Source organism: uncultured Slackia sp. (assembly GCF_944321625.1).
Lineage (GTDB): Bacteria > Actinomycetota > Coriobacteriia > Coriobacteriales > Eggerthellaceae > Slackia.
Window position 1 is genome coordinate 29,402 of record NZ_CALUMA010000003.1, and the last position, 20,041, is coordinate 49,442.

The 20,041-nt window shown below is 60.9% G+C and carries 17 protein-coding genes; 6 read left to right on the top strand and 11 right to left on the bottom strand.

The genetic code is table 11. The features are described 5' to 3' along the window. The first annotated feature begins 5 nt into the window (after positions 1-5). The 5 genes from hypF (at position 6) to Q0J60_RS00205 (ending at position 7,151) form a co-directional block, all read left to right on the top strand. Entirely contained in the window at positions 6-2,405 is a 2,400-nt protein-coding gene (gene hypF, locus Q0J60_RS00185; protein ID WP_294438188.1) for a carbamoyltransferase HypF, read from the top strand. Continuing rightward, positions 2,396-2,632, top strand: coding sequence for a HypC/HybG/HupF family hydrogenase formation chaperone (locus Q0J60_RS00190; protein WP_294438172.1), 237 nt, complete (start codon positions 2,396-2,398; stop codon positions 2,630-2,632). The genes hypF and Q0J60_RS00190 overlap by 10 nt, the downstream gene beginning before the upstream one ends. A gap of 5 nt (positions 2,633-2,637) precedes the next feature. Next, entirely contained in the window at positions 2,638-3,717 is a 1,080-nt protein-coding gene (gene hypD, locus Q0J60_RS00195) for a hydrogenase formation protein HypD (RefSeq protein WP_294438173.1), read from the top strand. A gap of 269 nt (positions 3,718-3,986) precedes the next feature. Further along, on the top strand, positions 3,987-5,012 hold the full coding sequence (hypE, locus tag Q0J60_RS00200; RefSeq protein WP_294438175.1) for a hydrogenase expression/formation protein HypE: 1,026 nt from the start codon (positions 3,987-3,989) through the stop codon (positions 5,010-5,012). 396 nt (positions 5,013-5,408) lie between these two features. Beyond that, complete coding sequence (locus tag Q0J60_RS00205; RefSeq protein ID WP_294438176.1) at positions 5,409-7,151, top strand: glucose-6-phosphate isomerase; 1,743 nt, start codon at positions 5,409-5,411, stop codon at positions 7,149-7,151. 144 nt (positions 7,152-7,295) lie between these two features. On the opposite strand, the gene Q0J60_RS00210 is transcribed toward Q0J60_RS00205, so the two are convergent. From Q0J60_RS00210 to Q0J60_RS00225, 4 genes are all read right to left on the bottom strand, one after another. Then, a complete protein-coding gene (locus Q0J60_RS00210) occupies positions 7,296-7,742 on the bottom strand; it encodes a PIN domain-containing protein (RefSeq protein WP_294438177.1) in 447 nt (148 codons plus the stop codon). Then, positions 7,726-8,046, bottom strand: a complete 321-nt coding sequence (locus Q0J60_RS00215; protein WP_294438178.1) for a hypothetical protein — start codon at positions 8,044-8,046, stop codon at positions 7,726-7,728. Before Q0J60_RS00215 ends, Q0J60_RS00210 begins: the two co-directional genes overlap by 17 nt. Positions 8,047-8,229: 183 nt before the next feature. Further along, positions 8,230-9,744 (bottom strand): sodium/pantothenate symporter, encoded by a 1,515-nt coding sequence (panF, locus tag Q0J60_RS00220; RefSeq protein WP_294438179.1) that lies wholly within the window; start codon positions 9,742-9,744, stop codon positions 8,230-8,232. Next, the gene (locus tag Q0J60_RS00225; protein WP_294438180.1) at positions 9,737-10,027 is read right to left on the bottom strand and encodes a YhdT family protein; all 291 of its coding nucleotides are present in this window, start codon (positions 10,025-10,027) and stop codon (positions 9,737-9,739) included. The genes panF and Q0J60_RS00225 overlap by 8 nt, the downstream gene beginning before the upstream one ends. A gap of 441 nt (positions 10,028-10,468) precedes the next feature. Between Q0J60_RS00225 and Q0J60_RS00230 the strand changes: the two genes are divergently transcribed. Further along, positions 10,469-12,172 (top strand): hypothetical protein, encoded by a 1,704-nt coding sequence (locus Q0J60_RS00230; RefSeq protein WP_294438181.1) that lies wholly within the window; start codon positions 10,469-10,471, stop codon positions 12,170-12,172. A 325-nt stretch (positions 12,173-12,497) separates the two neighbouring features. On the opposite strand, the gene Q0J60_RS00235 is transcribed toward Q0J60_RS00230, so the two are convergent. From Q0J60_RS00235 to Q0J60_RS00265, 7 genes are all read right to left on the bottom strand, one after another. Further along, positions 12,498-13,211 (bottom strand): LytTR family DNA-binding domain-containing protein, encoded by a 714-nt coding sequence (locus Q0J60_RS00235; RefSeq protein WP_294438182.1) that lies wholly within the window; start codon positions 13,209-13,211, stop codon positions 12,498-12,500. Between the two features lie 215 nt (positions 13,212-13,426). Beyond that, entirely contained in the window at positions 13,427-14,716 is a 1,290-nt protein-coding gene (locus tag Q0J60_RS00240; RefSeq protein WP_294438189.1) for a histidine kinase, read from the bottom strand. A 563-nt stretch (positions 14,717-15,279) separates the two neighbouring features. After that, positions 15,280-16,242 (bottom strand): sulfite exporter TauE/SafE family protein, encoded by a 963-nt coding sequence (locus Q0J60_RS00245; RefSeq protein ID WP_294438183.1) that lies wholly within the window; start codon positions 16,240-16,242, stop codon positions 15,280-15,282. Positions 16,243-16,249: 7 nt separating this feature from the next. Then, positions 16,250-17,524 (bottom strand): glycosyltransferase family 2 protein, encoded by a 1,275-nt coding sequence (locus Q0J60_RS00250; protein WP_294438184.1) that lies wholly within the window; start codon positions 17,522-17,524, stop codon positions 16,250-16,252. Between the two features lie 265 nt (positions 17,525-17,789). Further along, positions 17,790-18,374, bottom strand: a complete 585-nt coding sequence (locus Q0J60_RS00255) for a QueT transporter family protein (RefSeq protein ID WP_294438185.1) — start codon at positions 18,372-18,374, stop codon at positions 17,790-17,792. Positions 18,375-18,633: 259 nt separating this feature from the next. Next, positions 18,634-19,368: a hypothetical protein gene (locus Q0J60_RS00260; protein WP_294438186.1), complete on the bottom strand. Its 735-nt coding sequence runs from the start codon at positions 19,366-19,368 to the stop codon at positions 18,634-18,636. Positions 19,369-19,529: 161 nt separating this feature from the next. Further along, positions 19,530-20,041: phosphoribosylaminoimidazolesuccinocarboxamide synthase (locus Q0J60_RS00265; protein ID WP_294438187.1), on the bottom strand; the 512-nt coding region annotated here is incomplete at its 5' end.

Consider the following 20,041-nt stretch of genomic DNA (forward strand, 5'->3'; position numbering starts at 1 on the left):
ACACCATGACCGAAGCGCTCGACATAGAAGTTCACGGCATTGTGCAGGGGGTGGGGTTCCGTCCCTTCGTCTACAACCTTGCGCGCAAATACGCCTTGAAGGGATGGGTGCTCAACGCAACGGCGGGCGTGTTCATCCATGCGGAGGGCGAGCCGCACGACATCGATTCGTTCGTCATCGAAATTTCCGAGCATTCCCCCGCCGCGGCGCGTGTGGACGAGATCCTCATGCATGAGGCGCCGCTGGAAGATTTTGCCGATTTCTCTATCCGCTACTCCGACGATGCCGCAGCAGCCGCCACCACGCTCGTGTCGCCCGATCTCGCCACCTGCGATGATTGCTTCCGCGAGCTGTTCGACCCGTCCGACCGCCGCTACCACTATCCGTTCATCAACTGCACCAATTGCGGCCCCCGTTTCACCATCATCGAGGGGCTTCCGTACGACCGCCCCAAGACGTCGATGAAGCGCTTCGAGATGTGCGAGGCGTGCGCAGCCGAATACGCAAACCCTGAAGACCGCCGCTTCCACGCGCAGCCCGATGCCTGCTTCGAATGCGGGCCGTGGATCTCGTGGCGCGATTCGCTCGATGTCGACAAAAGCAATGTGATCTGGGGCGATACGCGCGAGCGCAGCGACGAGATTATTGATTTGGTCGTAAGCGCCCTGCGTCGTGGCCAGATTGCCGCTATCAAAGGCTTAGGCGGATTCCACCTGGCATGCGACGCGAGCAATGAGAAGGCCATCGCCGAGCTGCGCCGTCGCAAGCGCCGCGAGGGCAAGGCTTTCGCCGTCATGATGCCCAATATGGCTCACGTGCTCGACTACTGCGAAGTGAACGATGCCGAGGAGCGCCTGCTCAACAGCCCGCAGCACCCCATCGTGCTGCTGAAGAAAAAGCCGGGCGCGCGCTTTGCCCCCGGCCTGGCCGATGCGCTGCCCGAACTGGGCGTGATGCTGCCCTATACCCCGCTGCAGCACCTGCTGCTGTCCGCGTTCGGTGGGCCGCTCGTCATGACGTCGGGCAACATTCACGACGAGCCCATCCAGACCGATGACGACGAAGCCTGGGAAGCGCTGCATGAGGTGGCGGACGTCTTTCTGGGCAACAACCGCCCCATTCTGTGCCGCTTCGACGATTCGGTGGTGCGCGTCATCAAGGCCGGCAGCGCCGGCGAGGCCATCCAATCGGTGCGCCGCGCCCGCGGCTACGCCCCCCTGCCGGTGAAAATCAAGCGCAGCGAAGGGTCTTCGCCCACAATAATTGCTGCCGGACCAGAGCAAAAATCCACCTTTACGCTGCTGCGCGGCGAGGACGCGTTCGTGAGCCAGCATATTGGCGACATGGAAAACGCCGCGACGTTCGATGCGTGGCTTGACGCGAAGGCCCACTACGAGAAGCTGTTCGATGCCCAGCCCGAAGCGCTCGCCTGCGACATGCACCCCGAATATCTGGCAACCAAATGGGCGCACGAAGAAAGCGCCAAGCGCGGCCTGCCCCTCATCGAGGTGCAGCACCACCATGCCCATATCGCCGCCGTGATGGCCGAAAACGACCTTGACGAAGCCGTAATCGGCGTGGCGTTCGACGGCACGGGATACGGCGCCGACGGCTCCATCTGGGGCGGCGAAGTGCTGCTGGCTAACCGATCGGACTTCGAGCGTTTCGCGAACTTCGCCTACGTGCCCATGCCCGGCGGTGCGGCATGCATCAAGCGCCCGCTGCGTATGGCATACGGCCTGCTGTGGGAGTTCGACTTGCTTGACCACCCCGCCGCCGCGTTTGTGACCGACGAGCTAGGTCAGGCGGAGGCCGACCTGTGCGCCCAGATGATCGAGCGCGGCCTGAACACGCCCATGACCTCGAGCGTCGGTCGCCTGTTTGACGCCATGAGCGCCCTTCTGGGCATCTGCACGCAGCCGGCCTACGAAGGCGAAGCAGCGATTCTCCTAGAAGCCGCCATCGACTCCGATTACGATTCGACCCAAGCGGGCGAACCGTATCAGATCGGTTTGATTAAAAACACGGCTGACCAGAACAGCACCGCCCATGACACGAGCGTGGTGCTGTTCGACGCCGAGCCGCTGGTGCGCGGCGTGCTGGACGACATGGCCGCCAACGTGCCGCGCGGCATCATCGCCGGCAAGATCCACGATGCGTTCGTGGGTGCCATCGCCCTCATCTGCCAGGTTGCCAACGCCGCCTACGGTATCACGACCGTCGCCCTGGCCGGCGGCGTGTTCATGAACCGCTACCTGGTGGAACACGCGACCGCCGCGCTGGAAGTCATCGGCTTCACCGTGGCCCTGAACAAAGAACTCCCGCCCAACGACGGGTCCATTTCATACGGACAAGCCGCTATTGCGGCCAAACGCCTCGAAGAAAGCGAGCAGCCATGTGCCTAGCAATCCCCGCTCAGATAACTGAGAAAAAGGACGACGGCTTGGCCGAGGTGGACATCCTCGGCGTCAAGCGCACCATCGCCACCGACCTCACGCCTCAGGCCGAGGTGGGCGACTACGTGCTGGTCCACGCCGGTTTCTCCATCGAAATCGTCAGCGAGGAGGAGGCCCAGCAAACCCTGGACCTCATTCGCGAATTCCCTGAACTTGCCGATCTGAAAACTGCGTGATCGTCATGGTGGGACCCAACGATTTCAAAGACCCGACGCTTGCGCGCGGGCTTATCGAAAGCATCCAGAAGCTTGCGCCCGAGCATGCCACGCTCATGGAGGTATGCGGCACCCACACCGTCGCCATCGCGCGCAACGGCATCCGCAGCCTGATGCCCGAGGGCTGTCGCCTGGCGAGCGGCCCAGGCTGCCCCGTGTGCGTAACCAGCAACCACGACATCGACGCGGTGATTGCGCTCGCACGCGTACCTGGCGTCATCCTCACCACGTTCGGCGACATGACACGCGTGCCGGGATCGACGTCCTCCCTCTTGAAGGAGCAAGCGGCGGGGCGCGACGTGCGCATCGTGTATTCACCGCTCGACGCGCTGGCTATCGCGAAGGAAAACCCTGAGCGCCAGGTGGTGTTCGTAGGCGTTGGCTTTGAGACCACAACGCCGCTCATCGCCATCGCCATCAAGCGCGCAAAGGCCATGGGGCTTGCCAACTTCAGCGTATTCGCCGCGCACAAGAACATGCCCAACGCCATGGACGTGCTGATGCGCGACCCCAACCTCAAGGTGGACGCGCTGATTCTGCCCGGGCACGTGAGCACCATCATCGGCATGGAGCCGTGGCGCTTCTTGGCCGAGAAGTACGGCATTCCCGGCGTGATCACCGGCTTCGAGCCGCTCGACGTGCTCGAGGGCATCGCGATGATCATGCGACAGCTGCACGAGGGTCGCGCCGAAATCGAGAACGCCTACACGCGCGGCGTGATGCCGCAGGGCAATCCCGTGGCGCTTGCCGCCATCGACGAGGTGTTCGAGACCTGCACCGCCACCTGGCGCGGACTTGGCCCCATCGAGGGCAGCGGTTATCGCATTCGCGAGGAATTTGCGCAGTTCGACGCGTTGCGTCGCTTCGAGCCCGAAATCGAGCCCACGCAGGAGCCTAAGGGTTGTCGATGCGGCGACGTGCTGCGCGGCATCATGGCGCCTAACGAGTGTCCGCTGTTCAGGCGCGTGTGCACGCCGGAAAATCCGGTGGGGCCGTGCATGGTGAGCTCGGAAGGATCCTGCGCCGCTTACTTCAGATATTACTAACTTACTGGGTCCCGGTGGCTCCGCGGAGGGGCCTGCGGAACACCCGCGATGCTACCGGTCGCCTTCGGCTCCCTATGCGCATCGCTCCGATGGCCCGTTTTTGAACGATTTGAGCCATCGAGTGCTTCCGCAGGCCCCTCCGCAGAGCCACCGGGACCCTCGCGAGTCTTGCACTATCTGGAGTAAACGGCTTAGGCGTCCCCTCGCTTGCGTCGGGGGAGTTTGTCGCGGGGCCTTTGGCCCGCGGGTTTTGATGAAAAGGATTGGACATGAACGATACTACGGTGCTTTTGGGACATGGATCTGGCGGGACTATGATGAAGCGCATTATCGACGAGGTGTTCGCGGCGTCCTATGGCAGCGAGGAGCTTGCCCAGGGCAACGATGCTGCGGTGCTGCCCGCGCCTGCTCCGGGCGAGCGCTTGGCGTTTTCCACCGACACGTTTGTGGTGACGCCGCACTTCTTCCCCGGCGGCAATATCGGCCGCCTTGCCGTGTGCGGCACGGTGAACGACGTGGCCACGAGCGGCGCGCAGGTGAAATACCTCTCGGTAGGCATGGTGCTTGAAGAAGGCTTCCCTATGGATGACCTGCGCCGCATCTGCGCCACCATCGCCGAGACCGCACGCGAGGCAGGCGTGCATATTGTCACGGGCGATACCAAGGTGGTCAATCGCGGCCATGGCGACGGCATCTATATCAATACCGCTGGCGTAGGCCTCATCCCCGAAGGGCGCGACCTTTCGGGCGCGTACTGCAAGCCCGGTGACGTGATTCTGGTTTCCGGCACGCTGGGCGATCACGGTATCGCCATTATGAGCCAGCGCGAGAGCCTCTCGTTTACCTCTCCCATCGAAAGCGACGCAGCACCCCTCAACGGCCTCATCGCCGATGTGCTTGCCGCCGCACCCGACACGCGCTGCTTCCGCGACCCCACGCGCGGCGGACTGGCATCCACCCTCAACGAGCTGGCGGAACAGAGCGGCGTGGACATGGCCGTCCGCGAGGACGACGTGCCTGTGAAAGACGCCGTGCGCGGCGCCTGCGAGATGCTGGGCTACGACGTGTTCCAGGTGGCCAACGAGGGCAAGATGGTATGCGTGGTGCCCGCTGAGCAGGCCGATGCGGCGCTTGCTGCCATGCGCGCCAACAAATACGGCGCCGACGCTGCCATCATCGGCCAGGTGGAGGAAGCCAAACCCGAGCGCGGCCCCAAGGTGTTCTTGGAAACGGGATTCGGCAGCCGTCGCATCCTCGACATGCTCGTGGGTGAGCAGCTTCCGCGTATCTGCTAGAGCCCTAGGCCTAGGCATCCTCGTCGCCGAGCGAATAAGCCGACCATCTTCGCATCCCTGTCGTAGCAAATAGCTCTTCGATGCCTGGGTTTACGCGCTTTCAAGAAAATCCGCGTAAACCCAGGCATCATGCGAATTGCCGCAGAACCCGTCCATTCCGATGCATCCGAAGCACCCTCCCATGTAAAATCCGCGTAATATTGCGGCGTTTTTCTTACGGTGGACGGCGGCGCCGGCAACGCTTTCTCCACAAATCGCCCTATCAGAGGGGCACTTTGATACAATACGGCTCACTGAAACACAAATAGCGCGGCGCACGGTTACGTGCGCCGTTTTCTTGCATGACATAAAGCCGTTCCCAGACGCACGCGGATGCGCCCGGGGAAAGGGGAAACGATGCTCGTCAACGAGACTGACAAGCTCTATCCTTCGGCCAAGACGCTCGTTCGCGATTGCGTGGCAAGCCGTCTGCACGCCAAGGATGCCTCGCTCTATGAGTTCGACGAGGTCGCGTGCGAATGCGCCGGCGACTTCATGGGATGGGCCGACCTTGCCACCAACCCGCCCACGTCGCCTGCGGAAATCCAGGCGTTCGCGCGCGAGGTGATTGCCGAGGGGTTCAAGACCGTTCTGCTTATCGGCCAGGGCGGCAGCACTCAGGCGCCCATGACCATCACCAAGTACAACAAAATCGATAAGAACGCGCTCGACTTCAAGACGCTCGACAGCGTGTCGCCCGTGCGCGTGCGCACCATCCTCGCGGGCATCGATCCGCTGACGACGCTCATCCTTGTTTCCAGCAAATCGGGAAGCACCATCGAGATGCGCAGCGTGCTGGATGCCGTGATTTCTTTCTTCTCTGAGAAAATCGACGAGCGCCGCATCCCGTCTCACCTGGTGGCAATCACCGACCCCGGCACCAAGCTGGAGGAACGCGCCAAGGCGGAAGGCTGGCGCGCCTGCTTCACCGGCGAGCCTATGGTGGGCGGCCGCTTCAGCGCGCTTTCGGTGTTTGGCCTGGTGCCCGCCGCGCTCGTGGGAATCGACCTGGAAAGCTTCCTCTCCCACGCCAAAGAGGCCGAAGCCGCATGCAGCGAGGACGCCGTGGACAACCCGGCGATCGCGCTCGCATCGTTCCTCTACGACAACTACACTGCCGGCCGCGACAAGTTCTGCTTCCTCACCCAGAAGCGCGGCCGCGTGCTCGGCCTGTGGATCGAGCAATTGGTCGCCGAGAGCCTGGGCAAAAACGGCCTGGGCATTCTGCCCAACATCGAGGTCGACACGCTGCTTTTGTCCAAGGACCCCAAGGACCGCTGCGTCATCACCTACCAGACCAAGAACACGCTGTGGGACGAGCGCAAAAACTTCGACATGAGCTTGGCATATCTGGACGATGCCATTCCGCGCATGAGCTTCCGCATCGAGAACGTGATCGAGCTGGCGGAGCATTTCGTGATGTGGGAATACGCCACGGCCATGTGCGGCTACCTGATGAAGGTGTGCCCGTTCGACCAGCCCGACGTGGCCTCCACCAAAGCGGCAGCGCTTAAGATTCTGGCCGAGGGCCAGCCTGAGCCAGACCTCAGGGAGGACTTCATCGGCACCGTGAACATGGGCGAAGCCGAGGCCACTATGGCGCCGTGCGTGAAGGCTGACAACCTGATGGACGCCCTGCGCAACCTGCTGGAATCCATCAAGCCGGGCGATTACTTTGCGCTTGACGCCTTCCTGCCGTTCGACGGCGAAGGTCGCCGCGAGGCGCTGGAAACCATCCGCCATGGCGTGGCCGAGAAGATGGGCGTTCCTGCATGCTTGGAGATTGGCCCGCGCTACCTGCATTCTACCGGACAGCTGCAGAAGGGCGGCCCCAACAACGGCGTGTTCCTGCTGGTTTCCGCCGATGAGCTCAAGGACATCCCGCTGTCGCACGTAGAGGCAACCAGCCTGGGCGCGCTCGCCAAGGCGCAGGCGGCGGCCGATCTGTCTATCCTCATCGACCGCGGACGTCGCTGCATGCACCTGCATCTGCCCGACAACACCGGCGTCACGCTGCGCGCCCTCGGCGACGCCGTGAACCACGTGCTGTTCGAAATCGAAGCCAAACGCGCCGCCAACGAAACAGCGGTTCAGGAATAGAGCCCCTGATAGCCCGCATCTTTGACGGTGCATGCAATCTCTTCTCAAGCACTAGGGGCCCCGAAACAACCCGGAGCCCCTTGCTCGTCTTGCTTCGTCATTGTTAATGAAGACTCGTTAGGGCTTAGTTAGCCCTTCGCACCCTCAGCAATCAATGCAGTCGTATGAAATCCCTTCGGAGGTTTCCTTTTCTTTCAGAAACTCCTCAGCCGACAGCATCCTTAGAGAAGACTTTGCGAAACCGCTTTTGTCGCGCGTAATAATTACGTCAGCTTTGATTTTTTGCGCCGCCCTGTCAATCAAGCAGTCTTCGAAATCACCCCAGCGCAGCCGACAGGAATCCCGGACGTCCTCTCCATCTATCGCGCACACATGGAGATGATTCAGGCTTTTGTTGATCATGTCTTGCAGGCGGTCGCTGCCAATGGGCTGCTTGAGCACATAGAACACATCAGTAAATGATTTGGCGGATGTCCATAGCTCCACATCACCGAATGCCTGGGCAATGAAAAGCTTATTCACCCAATCGCAGTGTGGCTTTCGTGCGCTGTAAAAATCGATCAAAGCATTTGTGTCAAGCAAGAGACGCATAATCTGCCCTCCTGCCTTCCTCCAGAATATCTTTGTACGTTCTTTCTCCCCAGAAGGATTCCGGAACCTGCACTGTGCTTTCCGAAAGAAAGCGCGTGAGCTCTTCCCTCATTTCGGGCGTAAGCGTGCGATGACCTGGCTTGGGGAGTTGCTCAATGGCATCCGTCGGCAGGCATTCATGCTGAATCAAATAATCATATGCAGAGTTAACGAGCTGCGTCTGCGTGGCACCAATCTTCTTCAAGATGGCGCTCCCCTGCCGTCTTACCTCGCTTGGCACACGCGATGTGACGATTTCATCCATGCCCGCCTCCTATATTTAGTATTACTGTATTACGCTTAGATTGTAATACGGTATTATTAATTGTCAAGGGCGATAGTTTAATGGACGAAAACGGAGAGCCGCAGAATCGCAGCTCTCCGCCTTTGATTGCCTTATCGCATGCCTCGCCGGACCCTTGCAAAAAATGCGAGGCAGCCTCCTAACCTATGCGGCCTTCGCCGGCTTTTCTTCTTCGGGGAAGAACGGCTCGAGGGCATCCGGCTCACTCGGCTTGCCCGCAAGCGAGCCAATCACCATTAGCACGAACGACACCGTAATACCAATCACAATCTGGTGCATGCCGAAGAACGTGATGCCCGCCGCCATGCAGATGCAATACGTGGCCACGCCGCCCGCCATGGAAAGCAGGGCACCCGTCTTGTTCGCGCGCTTCCAGAACAGCGCGCCCAAGAACACCCAGCAGAATGCCGTTTCAAGACCGCCGAACGCGAACATGTTGATCTTCCAAATCACGTCAGGCGGCACGATGGACAGCACGAACACGATGGCGCCGATGGCCAGCGTGATGATCTGGCTGGAGCGCGACACAGCCTGCTCGGTGACCGCGGTGCCTTTCTGCGCCGCATGATGCAGCCACAGGTCCTTGATGATGGCAGACGACGACGCGATCAAAAGCGACGACACCGTGGAAATAGAGGCCGCGATGGGGCCGATGATGGCGATACCGGCAAGCCACGGCGGAAGCGTCTGCACGATGGCCTGCGGGATGATGTTGTCGATGCTGCTGCCGTATGCGGAGAGGTCGTCCGTAAGCACGCCCGCCGCCAGCACGCCCAGCGCAGTCACGCCGATGATCATGGCGCCCATGATCACGGTGCCCAGAATGAGCGCGCGGTGGAGCGACTTGGTGTCCTTGAATCCCATGCAGCGCACCACCGACTGCGGGAGCGCAAACGTGAAGATACCCACCAGCAGCCACTGCGTGAAGTAGAGCGATACGGGCATGGTTCCCGCCGACAGCGGCTCAAGCATCTGCGGGTGGTTCGCCGCGATGGTGTCCATGATGTTGGTGTAGCCGCCCGCCTCGTTGAGGATGCCGCCGGCGAGCACGGCGATGCCCACGAGCATGGCAACGCCGCACATGGCGTCGGTCACCGCCACGCCGCGGAACCCACCCACGGTGGTGAATATGATGACGGCGATACCGAACAAGCACAGTCCCACCACGTACGAATAGCCGGTCACAGCCTCGAAGAGCTTGGCGCCGCCCACGAACTGGGCGACCATCGTGGCGGCAAAGAACAGCACGATGATAAGCGCGGCGATATTCGCAATGGCATTGGAGCGATATCGCGCACGAATGACATCGATCACGGTGACCGCGCCCAGCTTGCGCGACAGCAGAGCCATCTTCTTGCCCATGATTCCGTACAAAAGGAACAGCGTGGTCACCTGCACGGCGGCCATATACACCCAGCCGAAGCCGGTCTCCCACGCCTGACCAGGGCCGCCCACGAACGAGCTCACCGATCCATAGGTGGCGATGGTGGTCATGGCGAGCACGAACCCGCCCAGGCCGCGGTTGCCGATGAAGTACTCCTTCACGAATCCGCCGCTCGCTTTGCGCGAGCGATTGCGAATCACGATGGACACGATCAGCGCGGCAACGAGGAATAGAACGATGGGAATCAGGCCCACCAGGCCGGAAGCGTTATTCATGGCGCTCACCTTTCCCTTCTTCCTCATCGCCCAGATCGAAGTCCTGGAACACGCACGTACGCAGCACGACGACGGCGATAATCGAGAAGATCCACACGCCGATGGTTCCGCCGAGCACCCAGATGGGCGTATGGAACAGCTGGATATCCAGGCCCGAAAGGCCGAAGCCGAGCGCTATCCATACGACAACGGTAAGCGCGAGCACGATGAGTGTCGCCTTGGCTTCGCGGTTGGCCTGCGCCATTTTTTCGCGATATGTGTAATGCCTCATGGGGGCAGCCATGATGGGTCCTTTCCGCACAATTCATTCGGGCATGACGCCGGAGTCATGCGCGGCACATTCTACCCGTCCCGCGCATTGGGAGGATGCGCGGGTTTGGTTAAAAGCCCGTGAACGGATGGCTGACAATAGACATATGCTCTCACCTGGTCTTTTGCATTTGTCGAGCATACTCTTATTGTCGGAATTATGCGGGGTAATGCGGGGTATAATCACTAAGAATGAAAATAACTGCGCGCATTGATGCGTAGGCTTCGAAGCTGTCGCCCTGTTTGAGAAGAGGTATCGGCACCCCGCCTCTTCAGAAAGGCCATGTTCGATTCCCGTCCTCGTTTCGGCTGCCGCCGCCGGATCAAAAAGAAACATCGACGCCGGCAATCAGCGCCTCGCTCGCCTTTCGTAGACGGCTGTCACGCATCCACCGCGAACCGTGAAGGAACCGCTATGCACCTGAAAAAGACCCGACGCAATGGGCGCATCTATCTTTCCGTTGTCCAAAACTATCGCGAAGGCGGCCGCACGCGCACCAAAACCATCGAATCCATCGGGTACGTCGACACCCTCGGGAAGACCTACTCCGACCCAATCGCCCATTTTCAAGCCTACGTTGAGAGCCTGAACGAACAGCGACGCGCGCAAAACCCTCCCATCGAGCTCAGGTTCGCTGCTGATTCCGAAATCGACCCTGATCACGTGGCCTCAGCTCGCTGGGGATGCGCGATCGCCCTTGCCTATCTCGATGCGCTGGGCGTGCACGATTACTTCGATGCGCGTGCCGGTCATAGAGGATTTCCGCCCCACGCCGGGCGCATTTTCGAACTGCTCGCGTCCGAGCGCATCATCCATGTGGCGTCCAAGCGTGAATCGTGGGAACGCCGAGCGTCGTTTCCGCGGCCGTGCAACTTCTCGCTTACTGAGGTATATCAGGCACTTCCTTGCTTTGCCGCCCATGACGAAGGACTGATTCGCGCCATGAACGCAGCGTACCGACGCATCCGCGGATCGCGTCGGCGCGCCCAGACCTACGTGGTGCTCTCGCCCGCCGCATTCGCCGAAACAGGCGATGTTGCCTCGGCCCATAAGGCGGCAGCGTCGCAGGTGGGAGGCATGGCCATGATTCTCGACGAGGACACCATTCCCGTGTCATACCGGTTCGTTTCATCGCGACCGACGCCCGATGAGTTTGCGGCGCTCGCCCGCGAGGCACGTCGTGATACCGGCGCCGCGCGTGCGGTCGTTATCGCCTCACGCGCCAGCGATATCGAGCAAACGATGGCGGCCCTCGGCGCACAGGGGGACGGCTTCATTTTCTATCGGCCGCTGAAAAGCGCGGTGCCTGAGCTTCAGTCATGGGTGGATGACCCCCAGGGATACATCGCCACGCAATCGGGAAGCTACAAGGTGAAGTCAAGGTTGACCAGCGTTAACGCTTCAGATGCGACCGTTCCCGTCAAAGAGCTCGTGCTCTGGGGCCGCGATTTTGCCCAGCGCACCCGCCTGCGCAGAACGAATGCCGTCGAGCAGCGCAGCACGCCGCCTGAAACCGGACGAGAGGACGCATCGCTTGCCCCTGTCGACCAGTTGAGTGTGACAGAGGCGCATCTCGTCGATTCGCGTTCAGGTGAGCCGCCGCTGGCATCCGGCAAGGCAAACACGTCCAAAGATGCGGACGACCCACGGCATTCCCACCGTGCCGCCCCACCGGCCGATTTAGACGGCTACCTCTACCTTGTCACGAGCGAGACGAAGCAGCCTGAGGCCGTCATCTTCCATCTTTACCGCGAAATCTGGCGTCTGGCCGAGCCGTTTCAGGTGCTCGAATCGGATTTCTCGCCCTCGCCCTATCCCGTGTCGCACGACCAACATATTCAAGCGCATTTTCTGATTTGCTATACCGCGTTTTTCGCCCTGCGCCTGCTTCGCGCCGACATGGGATGGCGCTACAACGCGGCGCAAGTGGCCGACGCCCTTTTGCGCATGGAAGGAGCGTATCTGGATGAAAACTGGTTCCTGTTCAGCTATCGAAGTGACATAACCGACGCGATAGAAGAAGCGGCAGGAGTGGACGTTGCGCGCCGCCTGCGCACGCCGCCCGAAATTCGCCGCGACATCGCTCGCGCCCGCTCGCATATCGAGCATTCGGAATGATTTGGGGGGCACTGCCAGCCAATGCGGTTGGATTATCAGCTCATGTTGAAGCAACAAACAGCCTCGCGCTGCAGTTTTCAACGCTGCATGTAAGTAGCCAAGAAACGCCCGCCCTTTTGACCTGGGACTATGGAATGGCATTTTCACGTCTACTCCGCAAAGGGCAGTAAAACTGCAGCATGAAGTCAGGCTTATAGGGCACACTGTTGTCCTATAAACCTGAAATCGCTCCTCTTGTACCTGCGCCCACAAAAAAACGCCGCCCGGAAGTTCCGAGCGGCGTTCTGAAATGCGTTGTAAGCGCGAAAACTGGGTTGCAGGAAGGCTACAGCCCCAGTGCCTTCTTGAGGGAAGACACGCGACGGCGAGACACGGGAATCTTCTCCTCGACGCCGTTGAGCGTGAGCAGGAGCGTTCCGCCGGCTACCGGCTCGACTTCCTCCACCAACGAGAGGTTCACCAGGAAGCCGCGATGCACGCGGAAGAATCCATGGCCGTCGAGGCGCTTCTCAAGATGCGCCAGCGACGTGGTGGAGAAATACTCTTCAACGTCGGTGTAGAGCTTGGAGTAGTCATCCTTGGCGCGCACGTAGCGAATAGTGTCGATGGGAACAAGAATCTTCTTGCCGCCCTTTTCCACGGGGATGCGCTCGGACTGGGCGACCTTCAGGTGGAGCGTGACGTGCTCGTTCGCACGGTTCACGGCCTGGCGAAGACGATCGGTTTCCACGGGCTTGACCAGGTAATCGACCGCATTGACCTTGAAGCCTTCAAGAGCATGCTCGCTGTAGGCGGTAACGAAGATGACCGCAGGAGGGTTCCTCAGGCGCTGCAACGCTTCCGCAAATTGGATGCCCGTGACCTCGGGCATGCTGACGTCCAGGAACAGAACGTCCACCGGATAGCTTTGCATCTTCTCGATTGCCTCGCGTACGCTGGCGGCCTCGGCCACCACTTCGACGCCGCCTACTTCTCCCAGCAGGTAGCGCAATTCCGAACGCGCGGGCGCCTCGTCGTCTACGATAATCGCGTTAAGCACTGCATCCTCCATCGCCACAGAAATCAGCCGCTAGATATCAGCGACGTCTTTATATTATCCCACATCGTATGACGCGTGAGTGCGAATCGGCATAAATGGCACGGGTTTGGCTTCAATTTCTATAAAACGATAGACTACCCTTATGGCAATTGCCGTTCACCGTTGATTTTACGCCTTTTACTCTGCCGAATCTACCGTATGCCGGGATTCAGACGCTAGTCGTCAAGCAACGCGTCCTTCAAGAACATGCGCACGCAGGTACCATTGCCCGGCTGCGATTCGACATCCATGTGCGATTCGGTGCCGAAGTTGCCGCGCAGGCGCTCGCTGATGTTCTTCATGGCGATACCCAGGCCCTTGGACGCCTCGGGGCGCAAGAGTTTGCGTGCCTGTTCAGCCTCCATGCCCACTCCGTCGTCGCGCACCTCGATGATCACATCGTCGCCTTCGCTGTGCACCGCGATCTCCACCGTGAGCTTGCCCTCCTGAGGCATGGCATGGCGCACCGCGTTTTCTACCAGAGGTTGAATCATGAACGCAGGCACCATCATGTCTTCGAGGTCGTCCTCGATATTCACCTCGAGCGCCAGGCGCTCCTCACCGAAGCGCGCCACCTCGAAATTAAAATAGCGCATGGTCTGATCGACCTCGCGCATCAGCTCGATGAAGTCTTCCGAGTTCTCCAGCGTCCGGCGGTAGAAAATGGCGAATTCGCGCAGCAGCACGCGCGCGCGGTCGGGGTCGGTGCGAACCAACGATGCGATGGTGTTGATGGTGTTGAACAAGAAATGAGGGTTGATCTGCGATTGCAGCGCCTTGAGCTCCATGGTGGTGGCAAGCTTAGTCTGCTGCTCGAGCTCGACGGCGGCAATCTGCGTGGACAAAAGCTCACCGATGCCCTCGGCGAGCGCAAGCTGGGTCTCGGTGATCTCGCCGGCGCGGCGGTAATAGAACTTGAGCGTTCCCACAATCGCCTCGCCGCGGCGCAGCGGCACGATGATGCCGGCACGCAGACTTTTCACCGTAGGCGGAAACCCGATTTCTTCCGGCGTTCCCAGCACGCGAATGCGCCCGTCCTCCAGCGTAGCGTGCGTCGCCTTGGTGCGAATAGGGCTGCCACCAGGGCTGGAGGTTTCCTCCAGGCCGGCGTATCCCAGAATATGCTCCTTGTCAGTGATGGCGACGGCCTGCGCCCCGATCGCGGGAAGCAGCAGGCGGCACACCTTCTGCGCCGTGGGGATGTCCATGCCCTTCTGCAGGCAGGCGAGCGTTTCGGATGCGATTTTGAGGATGGTGTCCGACTGACGCGCGCGCACGCTGTCAGGGTTCAACCGCAGATAGATGAGCAGCGCGAGCGAGACCGTGAACGAGATGCCCGCAACAACGTTGAGGTTGCCGATGGCCTCGGGGCGGTACACGCCCAACACCAGCACGGCGGCCGCAAGCGTTGCGGTCGCGAACAGAATCAGGTCGAGCGCCTTCGCGTAGTTGTTCTTCATCGTCATCGATACCATGAATATCAGCGCTCCTCTTTGTATCTCGATGCAGCCCCTCCATGCCGGATTCGGGACAGCAACTCGTTCCATCGTGGACAAAAAATCGATTTTCCCGGCGCCGGATTGCCGATTGACATGAGACAGCGCATGAGCTGCAACCAAAGCACCAGGTCGCGATAGCGAGACCTCATGCACCACAAGCGCTTTGGGGTCGCACATCGCTCAAATTCGACCTTCTCCATCATTATTATCCGGTAAAGTCGAAAAAATGTCCCCAAAATCTGGTTTCACTGGTCGACGGGGACGAAAAGCCCGATAGCGCGCGTTCGATTTCAAGCTTGAGAAAGCGAGGTGGGTGCGAGTTGCACTGGCCGGCGGGGGCGAAAAGCCCGGTAGCCTACGGCATCACGGCCTCCAAACGCGACAGCCCGTGGCATCACGGCCTCCAAACGCGACAGCCCGTGGCATCACGGCCCCAAGCTCGGTAGCCCCCATGGCATTGCGGCCTCCAAGCCCGGCAGCCCCATGGCGACAGCCCCATGGCATAGCAACCTTTACGTATGGCAATCGGCCTACGCCAGCACACCCACCTCGTTGAGCACCAGCACCACGGCAACGACCGCCAAAAAGCATGCGAAGAAGATGCGCAGCGTGCGCTCCGGGATGCGTTTGACCAAGTTGGCGCCGATAATAGCACCGGGGATAGACCCCACGGCCATGGCGATGCCGATGGCGAAATCAACGTTGCCCAGCAGCGCCTGCTCAATGACGCCCGGAACTGCCAAGATGCACACCGCCGTGAGCGACGTGCCCGACGCAAGCTTCATCGGCACGCCCAAAAGCGAGATGAACAGCGGCACCATCACGAAACCGCCGCCCACGCCAACATAGCCGCTCATGAAGCCGGCGAACACGCCGATGACAGCGGTTTTGACGAGGAGGGCAGGCGTGAAGCGAAACGCTGCGGCGAACGCGCTCTCGTGCGACTCCCCTGCCAGACCAGAGCCCTCCGCATTGTTCGAGCTGGCGCCCTTACCCGCATCGGCGCCTCCGGCAAGGCCGGCGCCCTTGCCCGCATCGGCATCGCACTGCAGGTCGGCGGATACAACCCCCGACACGCCAGCAGATGCCTTCTCGGCTGCGTGCGTCTCGCTCTTTTGCTTCTTGGGAGATTTGAGCGCTTTGGACAGCATGGTCACGGCGGAATAGGCGATGATCACAGCCGCCACCGCCATAATCAGCCAATCGGGCGAGATGTTCGCCGCCCAGACGCCCACCGGCGAAAGGCACGCGCCGAACAAGCCGCATACGGCGCCGATTTTGGGCACGCTCGTCTTGTTGCGCGCATGCTTGACCATACCCGAAATGGACGTGGGAATAATCGTGAACAGCGACGTGGCGGTTGCCACGATCGCGTCAAGTCCGAAACCCAGCCTGAACAGGGGCACCATAATCACGCCGCCGCCGATTCCCAGCAGGCCCGACAGAATGCCGACGCCCACACCTACGACGGCAGCGATGATAAATATCTCCATGACTCCCCTACTCGCTTGCGCCCAGATTCAGGCGGATCTCAGTGGTCTCACCCGGGTTGATGCCGGCGCCCATAGGAACCATGCCGTTTTCGTCCTTGCCCGCCGAACGCATGAGGGCGGTCCTCAGAATGGCGTCGTTCTCCATGCGCAGCATGAGCGTAGGCCACATGAACTGGAATTCGAAATATTTGCCGCAGTGCGATTCGGCGTAGTGCGCCGCCTCGTTGCTCGCCGCCTTGGCGGCCTCGCGATAGCCCTTGCCGTCGGGACGCCCGATAGAGCGCAGGAGCGCCGTGCGCCGGATGCGTTTGACCACGTCGGCCGTGAGGAACGGCCCCGGATACGGCAGAAGCGACTGGGGCTTGATCTGCATGAGGTCGATCTGCGTGCGCGCGTACTCGAGCTTGCGGTACTCGTAGAGCCAGCGGAAGATGTCCTGGCGGAAGCGCATGCCCTCGCGCGGCGTCTTGGGAGGCAGGTGGCGCAGCACCCACGTGTTGTCGAACCAGATGTCGCTTCCGTACATGCGCAGGTCAAGCATGTAATCAAGGTCCTCGCCGCGCGAAATCCACGGGTCGAACGACACGCGCTTGAACGCCTCTTTATGAAGCGCCAGGCATCCGCCGCACACGTGGTTCGAACGGGAGAGGCGCGGGCCGCGCATGGCGCGCGTGATCCACGCGTTGAACGCCTTGCCCTGCTCCCAATAGCGGTCGTACCACTTGGTGGAACGTCGCGAAAGATAGCTGTCCTGGTCGTTGAGATAATACCCCGTCTTGGCGAGAATGGGAACGCCGCGACGCGTGAGCTTGCCCAGGCCGTACATGGCGCGCTCGAGGAACGCCTCGTCGTCGATGACCTCGTCGTCATCCACGAACACCGCAGCATCGAACCCCAGGACGTTCGCCATGAGCAGACCCATGTTGCGCACGGCGCCATAGCCCGAAAGGCCCACCTCGCCGTGGGTGATGATGCCCAGCTGCTCCATGCGCTGACGCACCAGAGCCGCTTCGGGCGCGCCCACCACAACGATATCCAAATCCGGGAACTGCGAGGCTATGCCGCGAATCTTGCTTGCCGCCTGGTTTTCTATCGCCGCCTCGGCGGCCACCAGAATGACGACGGTCCCCAGCCCCCGCACGCAACGCAGCGAATCGAGGCAGCGTGGCAGCTCGCCCTCGGAGGACAGCGGCGTGGCGTGGTCGTATGTGGTGGTGACGGCGCCGCCCTGCGAACGGCGGCTCGCGGAAACGTATGTCGGAATCAGAACTACCGGGTTCATAAGCATCCTTTGACAACTGCGCAAAACGAGGGACGCAATGGGCGTCCCTCGTTCGCTGGCTCGTGATACATGGCAAAGCCTCGCGCTCGCCCGCTTCGTCAAAACAGGATTGCGCGCGCTTGGCCTTTGATGCGAACCCGTCTATTTTACCCTTTATAGCTTGTGCCGTTCGTCGGTGGCCCACGGCTTTCACAAGAAGGCGTATGTCTTCACCAAAATTTGAAGCGCTTTTGCGCCGGTTTTCGCTTATTTCCACCAAAAACGGTTACTTTGAAAACACCTTGGCGCGACGCAGGGCGGCCAGCAGCGGCGTGCCCAGAATGTAGACGACCGCCGCCTCGCCGATGCCAGTAGCAACCAGGCCGAACAGGTACATGGGCAGATATGCGCCGTCAAGGCTGATGGTGGTGAAGGGAATCGTGTAGAAGCCCAGACCCTGCAGCAGAATAGGCAGATACGCAGGCACGATGACGGCGTTCGCGAGCACCGGACCCAGCATGGCGACCTTGGGATTCTCGGCGAACTTGCGGCACCACAGCGCGCCGATGAGCGTGGCGGCAGAACCGAACACCACATCCAGCAGGCCGAGCGCGCCCGTTCCGTTGATCACCATGGCGGCAAGGTTGGCGATCACGCAGCCGATGGTCAGTCCGGGAACGGCCGCGGGCGTGAGCACGGCAAGCACGGTTAGCGCCTCAGAGATGCGGAACTGAACGGGACCCCAGGCCAAACCCTGGAGCAGCAGCAGAGCGACCAGCGTGCAGGCCGCATACACGGCAGCAATCAGGCCGGCCTCGGCCACGTAGGTCGTGCGCGCAGACGACGCGCCCTTGACGGCGGTTTTTTCCATGATTCCTCTTTTCTCCACGATGCGGGCAGACCGCACGGGCTATGGGCAACTACAGATACACGGCGCGCAGGGCCCAACGATGCGCGACACAAGGGCGCAGTATAGCAGATTGAAGAGGCATCACAAGCCACACGCATACCACCTTCCGCGCGAAAGACGCCCTCCGCCTTTTTGCGCCACGATGCACGAAAGCCCGCACGGGGCGGGCTTTCGACTGATGCATGATATGCGCTGACAGGCGCAGCGGACAAGATAAGGGCTATTCCGCAGCCTTGTCGGCTTCCTCGGTGGCCTTCTTCTCGGCCTCGCGCTCGGCCTTGAGCTGCGCGATGGTCTTGTGCGCATCCTCTTCGGCCTTAGCCTCGGCGGCAGCCTTCGCGGTTTCCTCAGCGGTGGGCTCGGACGCCTCCTTGGCCTCTTCCTTCTTGCCCTTCATGCCGAACACCTTGCCGATGCGCTCGCCGATGCTGGGCTTGGCGGCACGCTCGGCCTCCTTCTGCTGGGCATGGAGATTGGCAGAATGCGTCTTGGCATGACGCTTGATCTCCTTGGGATGCTTCTTCATCATCTCCATCTGGTACGCCTGGCGCACCTTGCGAATCTTGGAGAAGTCAAGCCACAGAGCAACGATGATCAGGGCGTACGCGGGAACGATGCACCACCACTGGATGCCGGGCACGTTGGGGAACCACTGCGGAATGAACATGCCCAACGCCGTAAGCACGATGGCGCCAAGCAGGCATACCCACCACAGGCGACGCAGGTTCTTGTACTCCTGGGTGGGAGGATTGTAGTATTTGCTGTCCAGCTCGCGCTGCTTCTGGCGCTGCTCGCGGCGGATAGCCTTCTTCTCCTGGGGCGTCTTCTCGGCGGGACGCACGTATACACTGGAAGCCGCCTTGGTCTTGGGCTTCATCGAAGACGCGGACTTCTTGGTCTGGCCCTTGGGGGCTTCGCCTTGATAGCGCTCGTTCATCGGATTACGTTGAGTCATGATTCCTCTTCGATCTATAGTGCTCTAACGAAAAAACTCGAAATGCCAATATAAAGAAAGCGCCCGCTTGCTGCAACTCCCACAAGCGGACGCCGTAAGAAAATCGTAGGAATTAAGCGCCTCTTCGAGTAAAGCGCCGCTCGAAAGAACGGCGCAGTGCGTTACTGGAACTTGCGACCCGTAATCTTCTCGTACGCCGAGATGTACTTCTCGGTGGTCTTCTCGATGACCTCCTGGGGCAGGCGCGGCGGATTGCCGGTGCGATCCCAGTTCTCGTTGAGCCAGTTGCGCACGAACTGCTTGTCGAAACTGGGCTGCTCCTTGCCCACCTCGTAGCAGGAGGCGTCCCAGAAGCGAGAGCTGTCGGGCGTCAGAACCTCGTCGCCCAGAATGACCTTGCCGTCCACCGTGCCGAACTCGAACTTGGTGTCGGCGATGATGATGCCGCGCTCGAGCGCGTGGGCGGCTGCCGTCTCGTACACCTTCAGCGACAGGTCGCGGATGGCGCTGGCGGCCTCGTCGCCGATAATCTCGGCGCAGCGCTCGTAGCTGATGTTCTCGTCGTGGTCGCCGATCTCGGCCTTGGTGGAAGGCGTGAACAGCGTAGTCGGCAGCTTGGCGGAGTTCTCCAGGCCGGCGGGCAGCTCGATGCCGCACACCTTGCCGGTGTTCT